The organism is Sphingomonas sp. GM_Shp_2 (genome assembly GCF_026540875.1).
GTDB lineage: Bacteria > Pseudomonadota > Alphaproteobacteria > Sphingomonadales > Sphingomonadaceae > Sphingomonas > Sphingomonas carotinifaciens.
In genome coordinates this window covers 108513-124701 of the sequence record NZ_JALNUQ010000003.1, presented here as the reverse complement: position 1 = coordinate 124701, position 16189 = coordinate 108513, and the positions used below count along the sequence as shown (strand labels likewise).

General features: G+C 68.8%; 15 protein-coding genes. 8 read left to right on the top strand and 7 right to left on the bottom strand.

Annotation, left to right across the window (positions count from 1 at the left end):
• Nucleotides 1–10 precede the first annotated feature (10 nt).
• On the bottom strand, nt 11–592 hold the full coding sequence (locus tag OXR08_RS02090; RefSeq protein WP_267347374.1) for a CAP domain-containing protein: 582 nt from the start codon (nt 590–592) through the stop codon (nt 11–13).
• On the opposite strand from OXR08_RS02090, the gene hemW reads away from it, so the two are divergent.
• Nucleotides 591–1739, top strand: coding sequence for a radical SAM family heme chaperone HemW (gene hemW / locus OXR08_RS02085; RefSeq protein ID WP_267347373.1), 1149 nt, complete (start codon nt 591–593; stop codon nt 1737–1739). The two genes, OXR08_RS02090 and hemW, sit on opposite strands and share 2 nt — an antisense overlap.
• Nucleotide 1740: 1 nt before the next feature.
• Here hemW and OXR08_RS02080 read toward each other — a convergent pair whose 3' ends face one another.
• Nucleotides 1741–2916, bottom strand: a complete 1176-nt coding sequence (locus OXR08_RS02080; protein WP_267347372.1) for a penicillin-binding protein activator — start codon at nt 2914–2916, stop codon at nt 1741–1743.
• Between the two features lie 37 nt (nt 2917–2953).
• On the opposite strand from OXR08_RS02080, the gene rsmI reads away from it, so the two are divergent.
• The 5 genes from rsmI to OXR08_RS02055 all read left to right on the top strand — a co-directional run bounded on the left by rsmI (nt 2954) and on the right by OXR08_RS02055 (nt 7123).
• Complete coding sequence (gene rsmI, locus OXR08_RS02075) at nt 2954–3814, top strand: 16S rRNA (cytidine(1402)-2'-O)-methyltransferase (RefSeq protein WP_267347371.1); 861 nt, start codon at nt 2954–2956, stop codon at nt 3812–3814.
• Nucleotides 3815–3865: 51 nt separating this feature from the next.
• On the top strand, nt 3866–5053 hold the full coding sequence (locus OXR08_RS02070) for a YihY/virulence factor BrkB family protein (protein WP_267347370.1): 1188 nt from the start codon (nt 3866–3868) through the stop codon (nt 5051–5053).
• Between the two features lie 4 nt (nt 5054–5057).
• Nucleotides 5058–5423, top strand: a complete 366-nt coding sequence (locus OXR08_RS02065; RefSeq protein ID WP_149682148.1) for a YraN family protein — start codon at nt 5058–5060, stop codon at nt 5421–5423.
• Between the two features lie 70 nt (nt 5424–5493).
• A complete protein-coding gene (gene gshB / locus OXR08_RS02060) occupies nt 5494–6441 on the top strand; it encodes a glutathione synthase (protein ID WP_267347369.1) in 948 nt (315 codons plus the stop codon).
• A gap of 76 nt (nt 6442–6517) precedes the next feature.
• On the top strand, nt 6518–7123 hold the full coding sequence (locus OXR08_RS02055; RefSeq protein ID WP_267347368.1) for a DedA family protein: 606 nt from the start codon (nt 6518–6520) through the stop codon (nt 7121–7123).
• On the opposite strand, the gene OXR08_RS02050 is transcribed toward OXR08_RS02055, so the two are convergent.
• Entirely contained in the window at nt 7120–8007 is an 888-nt protein-coding gene (locus OXR08_RS02050) for a tyrosine recombinase XerC (RefSeq protein ID WP_267347367.1), read from the bottom strand. The genes OXR08_RS02055 and OXR08_RS02050 overlap by 4 nt on opposite strands.
• A gap of 122 nt (nt 8008–8129) precedes the next feature.
• Between OXR08_RS02050 and OXR08_RS02045 the strand changes: the two genes are divergently transcribed.
• On the top strand, nt 8130–9536 hold the full coding sequence (locus OXR08_RS02045) for a diguanylate cyclase (protein ID WP_267347366.1): 1407 nt from the start codon (nt 8130–8132) through the stop codon (nt 9534–9536).
• A gap of 54 nt (nt 9537–9590) precedes the next feature.
• Entirely contained in the window at nt 9591–11762 is a 2172-nt protein-coding gene (locus OXR08_RS02040; protein ID WP_267347365.1) for a primosomal protein N', read from the top strand.
• A 22-nt stretch (nt 11763–11784) separates the two neighbouring features.
• Here the strand turns inward: OXR08_RS02040 and OXR08_RS02035 are convergent, their stop codons facing one another.
• From OXR08_RS02035 to atpA, 4 genes are all read right to left on the bottom strand, one after another.
• Nucleotides 11785–12036, bottom strand: coding sequence for an ATP synthase F1 subunit epsilon (locus OXR08_RS02035; protein WP_267347364.1), 252 nt, complete (start codon nt 12034–12036; stop codon nt 11785–11787).
• A 123-nt stretch (nt 12037–12159) separates the two neighbouring features.
• Nucleotides 12160–13641: a F0F1 ATP synthase subunit beta gene (atpD, locus tag OXR08_RS02030; RefSeq protein ID WP_112382077.1), complete on the bottom strand. Its 1482-nt coding sequence runs from the start codon at nt 13639–13641 to the stop codon at nt 12160–12162.
• Nucleotides 13642–13664: 23 nt separating this feature from the next.
• On the bottom strand, nt 13665–14543 hold the full coding sequence (locus tag OXR08_RS02025; protein ID WP_112382076.1) for a F0F1 ATP synthase subunit gamma: 879 nt from the start codon (nt 14541–14543) through the stop codon (nt 13665–13667).
• 111 nt (nt 14544–14654) lie between these two features.
• The gene (atpA, locus tag OXR08_RS02020; protein WP_112382075.1) at nt 14655–16184 is read right to left on the bottom strand and encodes a F0F1 ATP synthase subunit alpha; all 1530 of its coding nucleotides are present in this window, start codon (nt 16182–16184) and stop codon (nt 14655–14657) included.
• Nucleotides 16185–16189: the final 5 nt, after the last annotated feature.

The window sequence follows — 16189 nt, the reverse complement described above, 5'->3', positions numbered from 1 at the left end:
GGCTTGAGTCTCAATACGCCCGCTCGCCCACCACATTGCCGCTGGGCGCGTATCGGCACACCAGGAAGTCGTCCTTGGCGTTGCTCGCCATCGCACAGCCGACCTCCCGGCTGTTCCGCCAGACGATCTGCGCATAATGGCCGACATCCTCCCAGCGCCCGGTGCGGCTGGAATCGGGCGTGACGCCGTTCACGAAATCGCGCTTCTCGGCGACCCAGTGCCCGACCATCTCGTCATAGGCATAGGCGCCCCGCGTCCCCGTCCACAGATTCTCGCCCTCGCGGCCCGGTCCCTGCGGCTGGTCGGCATGGCGGAAGCGGCCGGTGCGCGCCATCTCCTCGGCATAGGCGCGCGCGCTTCTCGCCAGCGTGTCGCTCCACGCCAGCGGCGCGATGCCGAGTGCGCCGCGCGCCGCATTCTGCCCGTCCAGCATCGCCCGCCGCAACAGCCCCTCGCCGCGCGCGACCGGCGCGGTGGAGGGACGCGGCTCGACCACGCGTTCGGGTCCTTGCGCGCAAGACGCGAGCATCAACAGGGCGGCGATCAGCGGGTGGCGTAACGGGATCATCACGGCCATATCGGCGCGCATCATGCCTGCCGCAACGCCCCCCGATCTCGCACTTTACGTCCATTGGCCCTTCTGCGTCTCCAAATGTCCCTATTGCGACTTCAACAGCCATGTCCGCGAGGCGGTGGATCAGGCGCGCTGGCGCGATGCGCTGCTCGCCGATCTCGCGCATGAGGTGGCGGCGCTGCCGGGCCGGCGGCTGGGTTCGATCTTCTTTGGCGGCGGTACCCCCTCGCTGATGCCGCCGGCCACCGTCGCGGCGATCCTGGACGCCGCCGAGCGCGCCTGGGGCTTTGCGCCGGACATCGAGATCACGCTGGAGGCGAACCCCTCCTCGGTGGAGGCGGCGCGCTTCGCCGATCTGGCCGCCGCCGGGGTCAACCGCGTGTCGCTGGGGTTGCAGGCCCTCGACGATGCGGCGCTGCGCTTCCTAGACCGGGCGCACGGCGTGGATGAAGGATTGCGCGCGCTCGCCACCGCGCAGGCGACGTTCCCGCGTGTCAGCTTCGACCTGATCTATGCCCGCCCGGATCAATCGCTGGCCGCGTGGCAGGCCGAGCTGGCCCGCGCGCTGTCGTTCGGGACCGAACACCTGTCGCTCTACCAGCTCACCATCGAACCCGGCACCCGCTTCGCCACGGAGGCCGCCGCCGGCCGCCTCACCATTCCCGACGGCGATGCCGCCGCCGACCTGTTCGAGGCGACACGCGCCCTGACCGCCGCTGCCGGCCTCCCCGCCTATGAAACGTCCAACCACGCCCGCATCGGCGCGGAGAGCCGCCACAACCTCACATACTGGCGCTACGGCGACTATGCCGGCATCGGCCCCGGCGCGCATGGACGGCGCACGGGCCATGCGACCAGCCGCCGTCGCAAGCCGGAGAACTGGCTGTCCGCGGTCGATCGCAACGGCCACGGCATCGAGGTGGAGGATCACCTCGCCCCCGTCACCCGCGCGACCGAGGCGTTGGTGATGGGCCTGCGCCTGCGCGAAGGCGTCGACCTTGCCCGCGTCGAGGCGCTGGCGGAAGGCTCAGCGATGATCGACGATGCCGCCGTCCGCCGCCTGTCCTCCCACGGCCTGATCGTCCGCGACGGCCCCCGCCTGATCGTGACGGAGGCCGGCGCGCTGCTGCTCGACGCGATCCTGCGCGACGTCGTGCTGGCCTGACCTACCGCCCGAAGCCGGTCGGCGCGGGCGAGACCGTCACCGTGGTGCCGCCGCGTATCTCCTGCACCTCCAGCGCGCGTTCGGCCACGCCGTCGCGGCCGAAGCGGAATGCCCCGTCGATGCCGGAAAAGCCGTCCTGGTCGCGCAGCCGCGCCTCCGGAAAGGGCGATCCGACCTTCCAGTCACGCGCGATCCGCACCGTCAGCAGCACCGAGTCGTAGCCGAGGCTGGACAGTCGGTACGGCGCCGCGCCGAAGCGGGCGCGGTATTTGGTGGCATATTGGCGGTACAGGTTATTCGACACGCTGGCGAACCACGCACCGTTCAGCGGGGCGCGCGATGCGATCGTGCTTTCCGAATTCCACAATTCGGTGCCGAGCAGGCGGGTGTTCGCCCCCGGCCCGCGCTTCACGACCGGCGCTGCCGCCGCCGCCGCGGCACCGCCGTCGGCAATCAGCACCGCGTCATAGGGCGCCTTGGCGGTCAGCCGCTGCGCCGCACCGGCAATGCCACCGGCCACGCGACCATAGGGCTGCAACGACACCACCTGCCCGCCAGCCCCCTCGACCGCGCGCAGAAAGGCAGTCGATGCGCGTTCCCCGTACAGGCCGTTGGGCACCAGCCCGGCAAAGCTGGTCACGCCGCGCTCCCGGGCAAAGGCGACGACGCGTTCGATCGACTGGCCGGGGGCATAGCCCATCAGATAGGTGCCGTTACCCCCGACACCGGCGTCGTTCGAGAAGCTGACCACCGGCACACGCGCGGCGCGTGCGATCGGCGCCACCGCGCGCACGTCTTCGGACAAAAGCGGTCCCAGGATCAGTTGCGCACCTTCCGCGATCGCACGCTGTGCAGCCGCCGCGGCGCCGGTAGCGGTGTCGTAGTTGGTGATCCGCACCTTGTCGTTCTGCGTGTCGAGCAGCGCCAGCATCGTCGCGTTCGCGATCGAGCGGCCGACACCGGCATTGCTGCCCGACAGCGGCACCAGCAGGGCGACGCGGTTGCGCGCCACGTCGCGCGGGATGCCCGCCTCCACCGTCGGCGCTTCCTGGACCGGCCGGGTCGCCTCGCGTGGTGGCGGCGCCTCCACCGGCCCCCGCGGCACCAGTGTCTGACACGCCCCCAGCAGGCAGGCCGCGGCCAGCGCGATCCACCGCTTTGCCTCCCCGGCCCTCATGGCAAGCTTCGGTTGTATTGGCGCTGCTGCCTCTGCCATGACGTCCCCTGTGACCAACACTACGACCAAACTCGATCCCGGCCTGTATATCGTGGCCACCCCGATCGGCAATCTCGGTGACCTTTCTCCGCGCGCCGCCGATATCCTGGCCGCCGCCGACGTCATCGCGGTGGAGGACAGCCGCGTCACCGCCGGCCTGCTCCGCCATATCGGCGTGAAGCGGCCGATGCAGCCCTATCACGATCACAATGCCGAGCATGTCCGCCCCGCACTGGTGGCGCGCATGGGCGTGGAGGCGGTGGCGCTGGTGTCGGACGCGGGCACGCCGCTGATCTCGGACCCCGGCTACAAGCTGGTCCGCGATGCCCGTGCCGCCGGCCATGCGGTGGTGACGATCCCCGGCCCCTGCGCCGCCATCGCCGCGCTGACCCTGGCGGGCCTGCCCACCGACCGCTTCCTGTTCTGCGGCTTCCTGCCCCCCAAGGAGAAGGCGCGCGCCGACGCCATCACCGAAATCGCGGCCATCCGGGCGACGCTGGTGTTTTACGAGTCCGGGCCGCGGCTGGCAGCGACGTTGGCGGCGCTGGCGGTGGGGCTGGGGGACCGCGAGGCGGCGGTGACGCGCGAGATCACCAAGCGGTTCGAGGAGGCGGTGACGGGCACGCTGTCCACGCTCGCGGCGCGCTATGCGGAGGGCGGTCCGAAGGGCGAGATCGTCGTCGTCGTCGCCCCCCCCGGCGAGGCGCCGCCGCCCAGCGCGGAGGATGCCGATACCGCGCTGGCCGAGGCGTTGACCCGCCTGCCGGCCTCCAAGGCCGCGGGCGAGGTGGCCAAGCGCTTCGGGCTGGACCGCAAGGCCCTGTATGCCCGCGCAATGGCGATGAAGGCGCCCGAATAAGGAACACCCGCCCCCCCTCGCCGGTTCGCATGTCCGACAAAGGGGACGACGATGCCAGGATCGACAGCGGATCGGAATGCGCGCGGGCGCGGGGCGACCAGCCCATGGGCGGTGCCGCCGCGCGGGTGGAAGGACGTGCTGCTGCGGAGCTGGCGCGAGGCGGGCACCGACAATATCAGCCTGATCGCCTCCGGCGTCGCCTTTTGCGCGATCCTCGCCCTGGTGCCGATGCTGGGTGCGGTGGTGCTGAGCTACGGCCTGTTCGCGACGCCGCAAACGGTGGTCGACAATGTCCGCACACTGATGGAGGTAATGCCGACCGACGCCGCGCAGCTGATCGGCGAACAACTGGCCAATCTGGTCACCAGTTCGGACGGCAAGAAGGGGTTCGGCCTCCTTATCGCGCTCGCCATCGCGTTATACGGCGCGATGAAGGGCGCGACCGCGGTCATCACCGCGCTCAACATCGCCTATGACGAGGAGGAAAGCCGCGGCTTCGTCGCGCTCAACCTGCTGGCGCTGGGGATCACCGCCGGGGCGGTGGTGCTGGCGGTGCTCGCCATCGTCTCGATCACCGCGCTGGGTGCGTTGCAGAGCCTGTTTCCCGATCTGCCGACCGTGCTGGTGGTTCTGGGCAAGATCCTGTCCTACGCGATCATGACCGGGGTCGCGGCGGCGGCGGCGGCGACGCTGTATCGCTTCGGGCCCGACCGCGATCATGCGCGCTGGATCTGGTTGACGCCCGGATCGCTGCTCGCCGCGCTCATCTGGCTGCTGGTGACGCTCGGCTTCGGCTTCTACGTCGCCAATTTCGGCAGCTACAACGCGACCTACGGGTCGCTGGGCGCGGCGGTGGTGTTGCTCACCTGGCTGTACCTGTCGGCCTATATCCTGCTGCTCGGTGCCGAGCTGAACTGCGAGCTGGAACGGCAGACGGCGGAGGACACCACCACCGGCGCGGCCCGCCCGATGGGCGACCGCAACGCCTATGCCGCAGACACGGTGGCGAGCGGCAGCGCCGCGGTGCATCCCGGCCCGAAACAGGCCGAGCCCGCCGGGCCGGTACGCGAGGCGGCACGAGGCTATGCGCTGACCCGCGTCGTTCCCGCCAGAAGCGGGCTGGTGCCGACCCTGCTCGTCACCGGCGGCCTGGCGCTGCTGCGCCGTCGCGGACGGGCCGGGGCAGGCGCGGCCCTGTTGGCGGCCGGTGGCACGATCAGCTTCCTGCGCCGCCGCTGAACCGATGCGAACGCCCTCCCCCGCCCGCCGCGCCGCCGAGTCCGCCGGGCGTCGCGGCGAACGTCTGGCCGGCTGGTGGCTGCGGCTGAAGGGCTGGCGCATCCTCGCCCGCCGCGTCCGCACGCCGGCCGGGGAAGTGGACATCGTCGCCCGAAAAGCGGCCGTCGTCGCATTCGTCGAGGTAAAGACCCGCAAATCCGCCAACGATCTCGCCTTTGCGATCGACGAGCGGCGCCTGTCCCGCGTCGCCGCCGCGGCCGAAATGCTGGCACCGACCTATGCCGGGCCGGGTGACGATATCCGCATCGACGTCATCCTGCTCGCCCCCGGCACCCGGCCGCAGCATATCGAGAATGCCTGGCAACCCTGAGCCCCTTCGGATGACAGGGCCGATGCCGCCCCCTACATGCCGCGACGACCATCTTTCCGAAAGGATCACCATGCCGCTCAACGTCGCCGTCCAGATGGACCCGCTCGACCAGATCAACATCGCGGGCGATTCCACCTTCGCGCTGATGCTGTCGGCGCAGGCGCGCGGCCACCGGCTGTTCCATTACGCCGCCGGGGACCTGAACTGGTCCGACGGCCGGCTGTGGACGAAGGCGCATCCGGTAACCGTGCAGCGGGTGGCCGGCGACCATTTCCACTTCGACGCACCGGTCAGGCTCGACCTCGGCGACGAGGCGGACGTGGTGCTGATGCGGCAGGACCCGCCCTTCGATCTCGGCTATATCACCGCCACGCACCTGCTGGAGCGGATCGCGCACAAGACGCTGGTGGTGAACGATCCCGCCCAGGTCCGCAACGCACCCGAAAAGGTCTTCGTGCTCAATTATGCGCGCTTCATGCCGCCGACGCTGGTCACCCGCTCGCTGGAGGAAGCACGCGCCTTTTTGGCCGAGCATGGCGAGATCGTGGTGAAGCCGTTGCACGGCAATGGCGGCAAGGCGATCTTCAAGGTTGGCAGCGACGGCGCCAACCTGTCGGCGCTGATCGAGGTGTTCAACCAGACATGGCGCGAGCCGCACATGATCCAGGCATTCCTGCCGGCCGTCGCCAAGGGTGACAAGCGCATCGTGCTGGTCGATGGCGAGGTGGCGGGCGCGATCAACCGCCTGCCCGGCGAGGGCGAGATCCGTTCCAACCTGGCGGTCGGCGGATCGGCCGAAAAGACCGAACTCACGGCGCGCGAACGCGAGATCTGCGAAGCGCTCAGCCCCGAACTGCGCGCCCGCGGCCTGTTGTTCGTCGGCATCGACGTGATCGGTGGCGAGTGGCTGACCGAAATCAACGTCACCTCCCCCACCGGAATCGTCGCGATCGAACGGTTCGACGGCACCGATGTCGCGGGCCTGATCTGGGACGCGATCGAGGGCAAGCTGGCCTGACCCCGCTCGTCCCGGCAGGGGAGAGGGAGCCGGTTTCGGGAACCCCCGCCTCTCCCACGGGTAATCCTACCAGCACATGACCGACTTCATCCTGAACCTGATCGCCTGGGGCGGCTATTTCGGCATCTTCCTGCTGATGGCGCTGGAAAATATCGTGCCGCCGGTGCCGTCCGAGGTCATCATGGGGCTGGGCGGCATGGCGGTGGCGCGCGGCGACATGGCGATGATCCCGCTGATCCTGTGGGGAACGCTGGGCACCACGGTCGGCAACTACTTCTGGTACTATATCGGCCGCCATATCGGTTATGAACGCTTCCGCCCCTTTGTCGACCGGCACGGCCGCTGGCTGACGATGGAATGGGAGGATGTCGAGCGGCTGCACCGCTTCTTCGTCAAGCATGGGCAGTGGGTGGTGTTCGTCTTCCGCTTCATGCCCGCCTTTCGCACGATCATCTCGCTGCCCGCGGGCATGACGCGGATGCCGCTATGGCGCTTCCTGGTGTGGACCTTTGCGGGCAGCACGATCTGGAACGCGATCCTGGCCTATGCCGGGCTGTTGCTGGGATCGCGCTTCGAGGTGCTGGACCGGTATGTCGGCCCGGCCGCCGTCGCGCTGACCGTGATGATCGTCATCGGCTATGTCTGGCGCGTCGTGACCTGGAAGCCGCGCGCCCGGCGCTAGGCCCGGGGATGCGCGTTGCGGTACACATCCAGCAGGTGCGCGGCATCGACCGCGGTATAGACCTGCGTCGAACTCAGGCTGGCATGACCCAGCAGCTCCTGCAACTGGCGCAGATCGGCGCCGCGCCCCAGCAGATGCGTCGCGAAACTGTGACGCAGCGCGTGCGGCGTGACCCGGTCGCCCAGGTCGAGCCGTGCCCGCGCCGCGCGAACCGAGCGCCGCACGACCGCCGGCGACAGCACCCCGCCCCGCGCGCCGCGGAACAGCGGCGCATCGCGCTCCAGCCGCCACGGCTGCTCCGCGGCATAAGCCTCGACCGCGCGGGCGACCTGCGGCAGCAGCGGCACGATGCGCGTCTTGCCGCGCTTGCCCAGCACCCGGATCGTCTCGCCCAGCGGCAATATGCCCGCCGGCAGGGCCAGCGCCTCGCCGATGCGCAGACCCGCCCCGTACAGCAGCATCAGCACCGCCCAGTCGCGCGCCGCGATCCACGGTTCGCGCGCATCCTCCGACACCTCTTCCGCCAGCGCCAGCACGTCGTCAGGCGCCACCGGACGCGGCACCCCGGCCTTTACCCGCGGCCCGCGCAGGCGCGGCGGCTCGACCCCCGCCCAATCCAGAAAGGCGCGCACCGCCGACAATTCGCGCGCGGCCGATGCGTTCGACAGCTCCTCGCCCCGCCGATGCGCCAGAAACGCACGCAGGTCCGCGGCGGTGATCCGCGACAGGTCGCCCCGCGCCACCCGGCCGCCCCAATGGCTGCCCAAAAACGCCAGCAACCGCTCCGCCGTCGCCTGATAGGCGCGCACGGTATGCGGCGAGCGGCGGCGCGCATTCGCCAGATGATCGGCGAATGCCAATGGCAGGACCGCGTCTCGCCCCATATTGTCCATGTATTCCAACGACCTGTCGTATCTGACGAGAATTGTTAACCTTGACGATCTTAGACGGTCCCATGGCCTCCTCAACCCTGTCCCTCGATCCTGTGTTCGATGAAGAGCGGCGCATGGCGGCCCTTCAGGCGCATGCGCTGCTCGACAGCGAGCCGGAGCGGGAGTTCGACGCGCTGGTCAGCCTGGCGGCGGACATGCTGGACTGCCCGCTGGCCGCGCTCACCCTGATCGACCGCGACCGCCTGTGGGTGAAGGCGGGCATCGGCGACCTGCCGGTCGAGGTGCCGCGCAGCGTCGCCATCTGCAACCATACCATCCGCAAGCCCGACCAGTTCATCGTCGACGATCTGAGCAAGGATGCCGATTTCGCCGGCAATCCGCTGGTCGTTGAAAACGGCCTGCGCTTCTATGCCGGCATGCCGATCCATGCGCCCGACCGGCAGGGCGTGGCCCAACCGATCGGATCACTGTGCGTGATGGACGCCACGCCCCGCTCGCTCAACGAATCGGGCATGCGGACGCTGCGCCATCTGACGACGCTGGCGGAGGCGCTGATCGCCGCGCGCGCCATTGCGCAGCGGGCGACCGACATCGCCGAACTCAGCGAACGCCAGGCCAGCGACCTGCGCGCCAAGGACCGCACCTTCCAGCAGGCCGAACGGATTTCGATGATCGGATCGTGGCGCCTGTCGATACCCGAGCGGATCGCATCCTGGTCCGACGGCGTGTTCCGCATCCACGAACTGCCGCTGGGCGAGGAGCCCGATATCGATACCGCGATGAACTATTATCCGGCAAGCGAGCGCCAGCAGTTGAACGATGCCGTGGCCCATGCTGTCGAAACCGGCATCCCGTTCGACCTGGAGCTTGACTTCACCACCGCCACCGGCCGCCTGCGGCGCGTGCGGGTGATGGGCGAGCGGGAGGAAAGCGACGGGCAGGTGACCGCGGTCGTCGGCGTGTTCCAGGACATCACCGATCGTCACGCGCTGGAAATGACGCTGCGCCGCACCGCCAGTACCGACGCGTTGACCGGCATCTGCAACCGTGCCGCCTTCGACCGTGCGCTGGAGGGGGCGATCGACCGGGCACGCCAATCGGGCGCGCTGATGGCGCTCGCGCTGATCGATCTGGACGGCTTCAAGCTGATCAACGACACGCTGGGCCACATGGCCGGCGACGACATCCTGCGCGAAGTCGGCCGGCGGCTGCGCGCGCCGTGGTTGCAGAACTGCTATGTCGCGCGACTGGGCGGTGACGAATTCGCGGTCATCGTCGAGGATGCGGGCCTGCTCGCCCGCATCGACCAGTTCCGCCAGCAACTGGAGGAAACGCTGTCGGTATCGGTGACCGCCGAGGGCCTGACGATGACGTGCGCGGGCACGGTCGGCATGCGCCTGTGGACGCCCGAGACGCAGACGGTGCGCGATTTCGTCCACCGCACCGATGCGATCCTGTACGCCGCCAAGCGGGCGCGTGTCGGGGAGCGTCGCAAGGGTGATCGCCGCCGCGCGGCCTGATCCGCCACGCTTCGGGGTTCACGACGAGTCATCCAGTGCCCATATAGCGCGGCCATGTCCTCGCGTGCCCGCGTCCTCGTCCTGAACTCCGCGCTCGGTCCCCTCGACTACCGCGTGCCGCATGGCATGGCGGTCGAGCCGGGGTCGATCGTCGTCGCACCCCTTGGTCCCCGCCAGTTGCTCGGCGTGGTGTGGGAGCCGGAGCGGATGCCATCGGATGCGGAGGTAGGCGACAATCGCCTGCGGCCGTTGCTCGGGGTCGCCGACGTGCCGCCGCTGGGCGATGCGCTGCGCCGGCTGATCGAATGGACCGCCGATTATTATCTGGCGCCGCCCGCCGCGGTGGTGCGCATGGCGCTGTCCTCCAACGCCGCGTTGGAAGGCGCGCGCACCGCCACCGAATACCGCGCGACCGGCCATGTTCCCGATCGCCTGACGCCGCAGCGGGCGCAGGCGCTGGAGCGGATCGGCGACCGCCAGGGCCTGATCCGCGAACTGGCGACGATCGCCGACGTGTCGGATGCGGTGATCCGCGGCCTCGTCAAGGTCGGTGCGATCGAGGGGGTGGAGGTCGATATCGACAGCCCCTTTCCCCTGCCTGATCCGCTGCATCACGTTCCCGCATTGTCGGACGACCAGCGCGCCGCCGCCGACCGCCTCGTGGCCGATGTCGCCGCGCAGGCTTTCGCGCCCGTGCTGCTCGACGGCGTCACCGGATCGGGCAAGACCGAGGTCTATTTCGAGGCGGTGGCCGAGGCGGTGCGTGAAGGCCGGCAGGTGCTGGTCCTGCTGCCCGAGATCGCGCTCACCGAACCCTTCCTCAAGCGGTTTCACGACCGTTTCGGCTGCGAGCCGGTGGCCTGGCATTCGGGCCTGCGCTCGACGCAGCGGCGGCGCGCGTGGCGGGCGATCGCCAGCGGTCAGGCGCTGGTCACGGTGGGGGCCCGCTCCGCGCTGTTCCTGCCCTATCGCAACCTGGGGCTGATCGTCGTCGACGAGGCGCACGAAACCAGTTTCAAGCAGGAAGACGGCGTGCATTACCATGCGCGCGACGTGGCGGTGATGCGGGGCAAGTTCGAGCCGTGTCCGGTCATCCTCGCCTCCGCCACCCCTGCGATCGAAACCCGCCAGCAGGTCGCACAGGGTCGCTATGCCGAGGTGAAGCTGCCCGGTCGCTTCGGTGCCGCCGAGATGCCCGCCATCGCCGCGATCGACCTGATCCACGAGCCGCCCGAGCGTGGCCGCTGGATTTCGCCCCGCCTCGTCAAGGCGATGACCGAGACGCTGGAGAAGCGCGAACAGTCGCTGCTGTTCCTGAACCGCCGCGGCTATGCGCCGCTGACGCTCTGCCGCACCTGCGGCCACCGCTTCCAGTGCCCCAACTGCACCGCCTGGATGGTCGAACACCGCCTCGTCCGCCGCCTCGCCTGTCATCACTGCGGCCACGTCATGCCCACCCCGCGCGCCTGCCCCGAATGCCAGGGTGAGGACACCCTCGTCGCCTGCGGTCCCGGCGTCGAGCGCATCGCCGACGAGGTTGCCGCGCTGTTTCCGGAGGCGAAAACGGCCGTCGTCACCTCCGACACCATCTGGTCCCCGGCCAAGGCCGCCGAGTTTGTCGGCCGGATGGAGGCAGGCGACATCGACATCGTGGTCGGCACGCAACTCGTCACAAAGGGCTACCACTTCCCCAACCTGACGCTGGTCGGCGTGATCGATGCCGATCTGGGGCTGGAAGGCGGCGACCTGCGCGCGGCGGAGCGGACCTTTCAGCAGATCTGTCAGGTCTCGGGTCGGGCCGGGCGCGGCGAGAAGCCCGGCCAGGTGTTCATCCAGACGCACAGCCCGAAGGCCGGCGTCATGCAGGCGCTGGTCACCGGCGATGCCGAATCCTTCTACGCCGCGGAAACCGAGGCACGGCGCGATGCTGGTGCGCCCCCCTTCGGCCGTTATGCCGCGATCGTGGTGTCGTCAGAGGAGCAGGCCGCGGCGCAGGAGATCGCCAGCCTGATCGGGCGCCGTGCGCCGGAGGTGGAGGGCATGCACGTCTATGGCCCCGCCCCGGCGCCGCTCGCCATGCTGCGCGGGCGTCATCGCTACCGCCTGCTGGTCCATGCGCGCCGGGCGCTCGACGTGCAGGCGGTGATCCGGGAATGGCTGGGCGCGCTGGAATGGTCGCCCAAGGTCAGGGTCGCGGTGGACGTCGACCCCTATAGCTTCCTGTAGCCGCCGCGCCGGGCGGCGCGGATCAGGCCGCGTGCTCGGCCAGGATGGTCAGCCCGTTGGGCGTGACCTCGGCAAAGCCGCCGCGGATGGTCAGCGTCTCGGGCTCGCCCTTTTCGGTGCGATGGATACGCAGCGCGCCGTCGCGGATCGTCGACATGAAGGGCGCATGCCCCTCCAGCACGCCGAAGTCGCCCTCGGTGCCGGGCACGACGACCATGTGCACCTCCTCCGAGCGGAGGAGCTTTTCGGGGGTGACGAGTTCGAAATGCAGCATTCTGGTAAGCTCCCCCCTCCCGCTCGCGGGAGGGGCTGGGGGAGAAAAGTTCGGCACAGACCCCGCGTCGCGCAGGACCATGCCCGACCCCCTCCCGCGCGTGGCAGGAGGGGACAGGCGCCTTTAGGCTTCCTTGGCCATCTTCTCGGCCTTGGCGACGACCTCGTCGATGCCGCCAACCATGTAGAAGGCTGCCTCGGGCAGATGGTCATACTCGCCGTCGACCACCGCCTTGAACGAGCGGATCGTGTCCTCGATCTGCACGAACTTGCCCGAGATGCCGGTGAAGACCTCGGCGACGTGGAAGGGCTGGCTGAGGAAGCGCTGGATCTTGCGCGCGCGGGTCACGGTCAGCTTGTCCTCTTCGGACAGCTCGTCCATGCCCAGAATCGCGATGATGTCCTGCAGCGACTTGTAGCGCTGGAGCAGCGACTGCACCGCGCGCGCGGTGTCGTAATGCTCCTGGCCCACCGTGCGCGGCTCCAGCACGCGGCTGGTCGAGTCGAGCGGATCGACCGCCGGGTAGATGCCCAGCTCCGAGATCGCGCGGTTCAACACGGTGGTCGCGTCAAGGTGCGCGAACGAAGTCGCCGGCGCCGGATCGGTCAAGTCGTCCGCGGGAACGTACACGGCCTGCACGGACGTGATCGAGCCCTTGTTGGTCGAGGTGATGCGCTCCTGCAGCGCGCCCATGTCGGTCGACAGCGTCGGCTGATACCCCACGGCCGAGGGGATGCGGCCGAGCAGCGCCGACACTTCCGCACCCGCCTGGGTGAAGCGGAAGATGTTGTCGACGAAGAACAGCACGTCCTGGCCTTCCTGGTCGCGGAAATATTCCGCGATGGTCAGGCCCGACAGGGCGACGCGGGCACGCGCGCCCGGCGGCTCGTTCATCTGGCCGAACACCAGCGCGACCTTCGATCCCTCCGAAATCGGGTTGCCGTCGGCGTCCTTGGCGATGACGCCCGCGTCCAGGAACTCGTGATACAGGTCGTTGCCTTCACGCGTCCGCTCGCCGACGCCTGCGAACACCGAGGTGCCGCCGTGACCCTTGGCGATGTTGTTGATCAGCTCCTGGATCAGCACGGTCTTGCCGACGCCGGCGCCGCCGAACAGGCCGATCTTGCCGCCCTTGGCGTAGGGCGCCAGCAGGTCGATGACCTTGATGCCGGTGACCAGGATCGCGCTTTCGGTCGACTGGTCGATGAACTCCGGCGCCTTGGCATGGATCGGCGCGCGCAGGTCGGTGCCGACCGGCCCACGCTCGTCGATCGGCTCACCGACGACGTTCATGATGCGGCCGAGCGTCGCGGGGCCGACGGGAACCGAAATCTGCGCGCCGGTATCGGTCACGGTCTGGCCGCGGGTCAGGCCCTCGGTCGAGTCCATCGCGATGGTGCGGACGGTGTTCTCGCCGAGATGCTGCGCAACCTCGAGCACCAGGCGGTTGCCGTTATTCTCGGTCACCAGCGCCGACAGGATCGCCGGCAGGGTGTTGGGGAAGTGCACGTCGACGACCGCGCCGATGACCTGCGCGATGCGTCCTACATTGTTCGTCTGGCCCGTCGACTGGATCGGGCGGATATCGTCAGCGGCGGTTGCCATGGCGGTTCTTCCTGCTTCGAAACTTAGAGCGCTTCGGCGCCCGAGATGATTTCCACCAGTTCGGTCGTGATCGCGGCCTGGCGGGTACGGTTATACTGGATGGACAGACGGTTGATCATGTCGCCCGCGTTGCGGGTCGCATTGTCCATCGCATTCATGCGGCTACCCTGTTCCGACGCGGCGTTTTCCAGCAGCGCGCGGAAGATCTGCACCGCCACGTTGCGCGGCAGCAGGTCGTCCAGGATCGCCTCTTCGCTCGGCTCATACTCGACCACGGCATCGGCGGACACCGCCGACTTGGCCGGCTGCGGCGGTACGGGCACCGGGATCAGTTGCTGGCCGACCGGCTCCTGCACCAGCGCCGAGACGAACTTGGCGTAGAACAGATGCGCCACGTCGAATTCGCCGCGGCCATAGCGTGCGATCAGGTCGTCGGCGATCGCGCGGGCATCGTCGAACGCGACCGACTTGATCTGGCCCATCTCGTGATCGGCCAGGATCGCGTTCGGGAAGAAGCGACGCAGCACGCGCCCCTTCTTGCCGGCGATGTAGAACTTCACCGTCTTGCCTTGCGCGATCAGCTCGTCCGCCTTGCGACGCGCGGCGCGCACGATGTTGGTGTTGAACGCACCGGCCAGACCACGCTCGGAGGTCGCGACGACGAGAAGCTGCACCTGGTCCTTGCCGGTGCCCGCCAAGAGCGGCGACGCGCCGGTGCCGCCGACGCGGCTCGCCAGGCTGGCCATTACCGCCTCCAGCCGCTCGGCATAGGGACGGCCGTTCTGCGCCGCTTCCTGCGCACGGCGCAGCTTGGCGGCGGCGACCATCTTCATCGCCTTGGTGATCTTCTGGGTCGATTTGACCGAGTTGATCCGAACTTTGAGGGCCTTGAGGCTTGCCATCTTGGTCCTTGTTTCTCCCCCGCCACGGGAGCGGAGGTTGCCATCAACGGAAGCGCTTGGGGCGGCCCCTCACCCAACCCCCTCCCCGGCGGGGAGAGGGCTATGGTTCACTTATGCGAAGGTCTTCGCGAACTGGTCGAGCGCAGCCTTGAGCTTGGCCTTGGCTTCGTCGCCCAGATCCTTGGTGTCGCGGATCAGGCCCAGCACGCCGGCGTGATTGGCGCGCAGGTCGGCCAGCATCGCCGCCTCGTAGCGCGTCACCTGCGCCACGGGGACGGTGTCCAGATAGCCTTGCGTGCCCGCGAAGATCGACGCCGTCTGCTCCTCGAAGGGCAGCGGGTTGAACTGCGGCTGCTTCAGCAGCTCGGTCAGGCGCGCACCGCGGTTGAGCAGCTTCTGCGTCGAGGCGTCGAGGTCCGAGCCGAACTGCGCGAACGCCGCCATCTCGCGATACTGGGCCAGCTCCAGCTTGATCGAGCCCGACACCTTCTTCATCGCCTTGGTCTGCGCGGCCGAGCCGACGCGGCTGACCGACAGGCCGACGTTGATCGCCGGGCGGATGCCCGCGAAGAACAGGTCGGTTTCGAGGAAGATCTGGCCATCGGTGATCGAGATCACGTTGGTTGGGATGTAGGCCGACACGTCGCCGGCCTGCGTTTCGATGATCGGCAGCGCGGTCAGCGACCCGTTGCCGTTGTCGTCGTTCATCTTCGCCGCGCGCTCCAGCAGGCGCGAGTGGAGATAGAACACGTCGCCCGGATAGGCTTCGCGGCCCGGCGGACGGCGCAGCAGCAGCGACATCTGACGATAGGCGACCGCCTGCTTGGACAGGTCGTCATACACGATCACGGCATGCATGCCGTTGTCGCGGAAATATTCGCCCATCGCGCAGCCGGTATAGGGCGCGAGGAACTGCAGCGGGGCCGGGTCCGACGCGGTGGCGGCGACGACGATGGAATATTCCATCGCGCCATTCTCTTCCAGCGTGCGGACGAGCTGCGCCACCGTGGAGCGCTTCTGGCCGACCGCGACATAGACGCAGTACAGCTTCTTCGACTCGTCGGTGCCGGCGTTCGCCGTCTTCTGGTTGATGAAGGTATCGAGCGCGATCGCCGACTTGCCGGTCTGACGGTCGCCGATGATCAGCTCGCGCTGGCCACGGCCGACGGGCACCAGCGCGTCGATCGCCTTCAAACCGGTCTGCACCGGCTCGTGCACCGACTTGCGCGGGATGATGCCCGGCGCCTTCACCTCGACGCGGCTGCGCTTCTCGGCGACGATCGGGCCCTTGCCGTCGATCGGGTTGCCAAGGCCGTCGACCACGCGGCCGAGCAGCCCCTTGCCCACCGGCACGTCGACGATGGTGCCGGTGCGCTTGACGGTGTCGCCCTCGCGGATCTCGGCGTCCGAGCCGAAGATCACGACGCCGACATTGTCGGCTTCCAGGTTCAGCGCCATGCCCTGCACGCCGTTGGCGAACTCGACCATCTCGCCCGCCTGGACGTTGTCCAGGCCGTAGATGCGCGCGATGCCGTCACCGACGGACAACACCTGACCGGTTTCGGAGACCTGGGCCTGGTCGCCGAAATTGGCGATCTGGTCCTTGATGACCTTGGAGATTTCTGCGGCGCGGATATCCATGGAAC

What these genes read in the sequence shown, in the direction of transcription:
- hemW (WP_267347373.1), top strand. Translation starts at nt 591, where the DNA reads ATGCCTGCCGCAACGCCCCCCGATCTCGCACTTTACGTCCATTGGCCC.
- gshB (WP_267347369.1), top strand. Translation starts at nt 5,494, where the DNA reads ATGCCGCTCAACGTCGCCGTCCAGATGGACCCGCTCGACCAGATCAAC.
- rsmI (WP_267347371.1), top strand. Translation starts at nt 2,954, where the DNA reads ATGACGTCCCCTGTGACCAACACTACGACCAAACTCGATCCCGGCCTG.
- OXR08_RS02035 (WP_267347364.1), bottom strand. Translation starts at nt 12,036, where the DNA reads ATGCTGCATTTCGAACTCGTCACCCCCGAAAAGCTCCTCCGCTCGGAG.
- atpA (WP_112382075.1), bottom strand. Translation starts at nt 16,184, where the DNA reads ATGGATATCCGCGCCGCAGAAATCTCCAAGGTCATCAAGGACCAGATC.
- OXR08_RS02090 (WP_267347374.1), bottom strand. Translation starts at nt 592, where the DNA reads ATGATGCGCGCCGATATGGCCGTGATGATCCCGTTACGCCACCCGCTG.
- OXR08_RS02070 (WP_267347370.1), top strand. Translation starts at nt 3,866, where the DNA reads ATGCCAGGATCGACAGCGGATCGGAATGCGCGCGGGCGCGGGGCGACC.
- OXR08_RS02025 (WP_112382076.1), bottom strand. Translation starts at nt 14,543, where the DNA reads ATGGCAAGCCTCAAGGCCCTCAAAGTTCGGATCAACTCGGTCAAATCG.
- OXR08_RS02065 (WP_149682148.1), top strand. Translation starts at nt 5,058, where the DNA reads ATGCGAACGCCCTCCCCCGCCCGCCGCGCCGCCGAGTCCGCCGGGCGT.
- OXR08_RS02050 (WP_267347367.1), bottom strand. Translation starts at nt 8,007, where the DNA reads ATGGGGCGAGACGCGGTCCTGCCATTGGCATTCGCCGATCATCTGGCG.
- OXR08_RS02045 (WP_267347366.1), top strand. Translation starts at nt 8,130, where the DNA reads ATGGCGGCCCTTCAGGCGCATGCGCTGCTCGACAGCGAGCCGGAGCGG.
- OXR08_RS02055 (WP_267347368.1), top strand. Translation starts at nt 6,518, where the DNA reads ATGACCGACTTCATCCTGAACCTGATCGCCTGGGGCGGCTATTTCGGC.
- atpD (WP_112382077.1), bottom strand. Translation starts at nt 13,641, where the DNA reads ATGGCAACCGCCGCTGACGATATCCGCCCGATCCAGTCGACGGGCCAG.
- OXR08_RS02040 (WP_267347365.1), top strand. Translation starts at nt 9,591, where the DNA reads ATGTCCTCGCGTGCCCGCGTCCTCGTCCTGAACTCCGCGCTCGGTCCC.
- OXR08_RS02080 (WP_267347372.1), bottom strand. Translation starts at nt 2,916, where the DNA reads ATGAGGGCCGGGGAGGCAAAGCGGTGGATCGCGCTGGCCGCGGCCTGC.